The sequence below is a fragment of the Bacillota bacterium genome (assembly GCA_012518215.1).
Lineage (GTDB): Bacteria > Bacillota > Dethiobacteria > DTU022 > PWGO01 > JAAYSV01.
This window is the reverse complement of the sequence record JAAYSV010000051.1, coordinates 1-3726: the sequence shown is the minus strand read 5'-3', so window position 1 is coordinate 3726 and position 3726 is coordinate 1. Positions and strand designations below refer to the sequence as shown.

Here is a 3726-nt window from a genome sequence, read left to right as displayed (position 1 = left end):
ATATAAAAAAAGAAATAGAAAACGTAGGCGGCCGAGGAAACCCTTGTTAATACCACTTACTCAGTGGGGGGAAGCTATTTCCTGGGTTTTATCTTTTCGCATACCCACAAAAGAGAGCTTCAGTTCCTGAAGAATCCCCTCCTCAATTACCCCTCAATATTGACATAAGCTGGTTCCTGGTTTTAATCTTTTACCGTATCAAAAAAACAAAAGGGGGGAACAGGCGACCGAAGAATCCCCTGGTTGACCACACTTGTTCCCTGAACCGTTCTTTATGCTACACCGAAAGGGAACAGCTTTTTCTGGAAAATAGGATATGATAGCCATCGGTGCAGGGAACATCGTTGGCCAGCCGTATATGAAGTGTGTGATCGCGGACATGCCTGAAACGTATTGCCAATTCCGTGGTACAGTCAAAGGAAAGGTGTATCGATGAAAACTGACGCAGATCCGTTGCCGCAAACACCAGTACCGAATTCCGGCCGTCAATGCGGGCCTCCATTACAAAATCAAGCGGGGCACCCATCCCGTAGTTGACCAGGTCAAACTCGATGCAGCCCTCATGCTGCCGCAAATTGGTGGCTGCCAGCAGGTAACCCAGATGCAATTCCAGATAATCAAAGACCGAAATCAGTTCATCCTTCAGGGCATGGGGGAAATACGGAAAATTGTTATCTTCCAGTTGCGCGGCATTCAGCATGACCCCTTTCCACCTTTCAAGGTGATAGACATGACCATCTTCCCGGTAGTTGTGTTCGATACTCAGTGTCCTGAGCCCGTAGTTTACACACTGGCGCAAAAACAAGATGGGGTCAATATGGGGCACGGTTCGATCCGCCCCCCAGGGCATCTCCCCATCGGTCAAGGAAAATTTGCATTTGCGGATCAGAGCCTCATAATCGGGATGATGGAAGGGGATCATTCCCCACGGATGATCAATGCCCACCAGAAAATCATCATGGATGCTGCTTCTGCTTTCATGATGATCCGGCACCGCGGAGAGAAAGGAGGGGGTTCTCATCATCACCGTCATGGTGTCAGGAACCATCGCCAGCATAGCCTCGACCACTGTCCTTCTGTTGTGTCGATGCACGCTGGAGTGTCCCTCGCCCCAGAGACCGACCATGCCAAGCTGCATGGCATAGACGGTCCGATTTACAAGCGGTGCATTTTCCCGAAACCAGAGGCGGAGCTGCTCGGCATGGGCCACGATGCGCCGGGTGGTGGGGCCTTTTCTGATACGGGGGTCATATTCATAGGCAAAACGCATCAGCGCCCGTATGCCATGTTTCTGCAGAAGTGCGAGGTAATCAGTCAGCTGCTGCAAGGCTTCTCCTGCAAGGGGGCGGTTGTAATATTCATGCAGGTAGACGTAGAGCTGGTACAACCGTATGTTTTCCTTTTGATATCTGGCCATCGATTCTTTCAGATGCTCGATGCAGGATTTGTCGTTTCCGGGATATGCCTTCCGGCTGCCGAGGGTGATATAGATCTCCCCGCGGAACCCCCGATCAGGATTGTTTCTCAACTCATCCGGCAGGCAGAAAGGCACACTGTCATCTGCCTGTACCCGGTAAGCCGTGGGAGTGGGGGGATATTCGTGGATGCGGTAGCGGCCGAAGCGGGTCGTCCCTGCCACCAGGGCGGCCACCCTCTTTGCAGCCCCTGCCACCGAAGCCCGGGCCCGGGCAGTAATTTTCTTCAGATTCATTGCTACTCATCCTCCGCGGTGATGACAGCGGAAAAACCCTATCGGTAAAGGGCCATGAACCGTTCCATGTAATAGAGGAACGTGCTGTTGTAGTAGCCCGTGAAACTCAGGTCGGCGGCATGGCCCGCAAGGGGCATCAGCAGGACGGCGCATTTGCCGGCACCTGCATCCTCGTATCTGTCTTGAAAGGAATGGGATACTTCCGGTGGCACGAGTGTGTCATGGCTGCCCTGAAATATCAGGCAGGGTGGGCTGTCGGCACGCACCAGTGTTTTAACGTCCATCCATTCGCCGGACCCGCCGATTTCATGGAGCAGGTCGCAGTCGTTGCCGGGGTAAAAAGGTATGAACCCTTTTATGGTCAGTGCAGGGCTGAACAATTCCGGGTAATTCCCGCTGTCAGAACCCAGGGCCAGTGCTGTGGAGAGATGCCCCCCGGCGGAGCCGCCCGAGATGAAGACCGAATCGAGGTTGGCACCAAAATCAGCAGCGTGTTTTTCAAGATAGTGGGTGAAAATCCCCAGGTGCCGGACCATATCGTCGGCTGTAAACGGGCCCAGGACATGGTCGGGGGCGCGCATGATCCCTTCAACTGTATTCTGCAGGTAGCTGAGGCCATACTGTACATCGAAAACCACGTAACCTTGAGCGGCGAAATACTTGTTCATCTGCATCATATTGCGCATTCCCTTGCCCCCCGACTGCCAGCCACCGCCGTGAATCCTGATCAGGACGGAGTTGTTGCCGGGGAGTTCCCGGCTGTCCTCCGGAGGCATGTAGGCATCGAAATAAAGGGCGATGCCTTCATCATTATCCGAATTTCCCTCATGATACAGGATGTCTTTTTCAACCCTGTAGTTTCCGGAAGGGGTGCCAAGGAAATAAGAGGGCAAGGAGAAACGCGATTCCATGAAATGTGCCGTGGTGTCGGTATCGAGCCGTTCTTCCCAATCGTGTCCATATACGGCGCGGAATTCTTTTTCTGCCCCACTTATCGCCGAAGGCATGGATAGGGCCGGCAGGAGCATGATGACAAAGATGATGAGGCCGACAATCCCGGCGGTAGCAGATAAACCGTTCTGCCGATCGTCTCTACACAGCTTTTGCAGCAGGAGCGATATGTTGAGAAAAACAAAGGCCAGGAAGAGGGCAAACTGGGAGGCAACCAGTTCCAGTGCCTCATGGATGGGAAAGGTTGCAAGCATGATCAGGCACATGAACAGGCCAAAAGCAAGCACCAGGGCCAGTAGAGCCTTGACCACGGTGGAGAAGACACTGCGCCTGCCGGGCCTGCCCCTGAAAAGGGGATAACCCTTTCTTGCCGCCAGGTTGAGGCAGGAAAGAACCAGGCCCAGTAGTGGCAAGCTGAAGTAGCCAAGGTAGACCATCATGTAGAAAATGATGTTTTCGTCAAAGGCTTCGGAGTAGGAAGCGGAAAGCAGCAGGCTGCCAGCCAGCATGCTCAGCATCGCCAATGGTGCTGCTGTCAGGTAAGCTGTGGATAGTTTTCCCCTGGTCCCGCCGAAATTACCCGTAAGTGCGGTTTCCCTGCCGTTCAGGTAGGCCAGCAAAGAATTACCAAGCCAGGCCATTATCATCACGGCACCCATGATATCCCGGAAAAGGAGGCAGCCCCTTTCCAACAGGTAAAATATCCCCATCAGAATCATAGCCACATTCAGTGCCAACAACGCTACCGACCCCAGCTTTCCCCAGGGCCCAGCGGGCCTTCTGCCAGATTTAAGTTTACTCCTTATCGCCATCTTGATGCCCCCTCGGGAGTTTTTTGGAATTTCCCTTCATCATGGCTAATATACCATAAATGGCCACTGGACAGAATACCCCCGCCGGAGCAAACTGTTGCGACATCAGCATCGCATTCATCAAGCATAACGTTTCCCCATTGCCCGAGATTCCACGCTGCGCTATCCTTGCCAGCAAAAAGCGTCATTTCTGCCAACACCATTATCCGAACACAACGTCTGCGTAGTGCGAAACACCGCTTGCTCTGAATT

2 protein-coding genes are annotated in these 3726 nt (G+C 53.1%); both read right to left on the bottom strand.

Features of this window, described 5'->3' with window-relative positions; translation table 11 throughout:
• Window positions 1–277 precede the first annotated feature (277 nt).
• Entirely contained in the window at window positions 278–1711 is a 1434-nt protein-coding gene (locus GX364_08665; protein ID NLI70919.1) for a DUF4874 domain-containing protein, read from the bottom strand.
• 38 nt (window positions 1712–1749) lie between these two features.
• The gene (locus GX364_08660) at window positions 1750–3474 is read right to left on the bottom strand and encodes an alpha/beta hydrolase fold domain-containing protein (protein NLI70918.1); all 1725 of its coding nucleotides are present in this window, start codon (window positions 3472–3474) and stop codon (window positions 1750–1752) included.
• Between the last annotated feature and the right edge of the window lie 252 nt (window positions 3475–3726).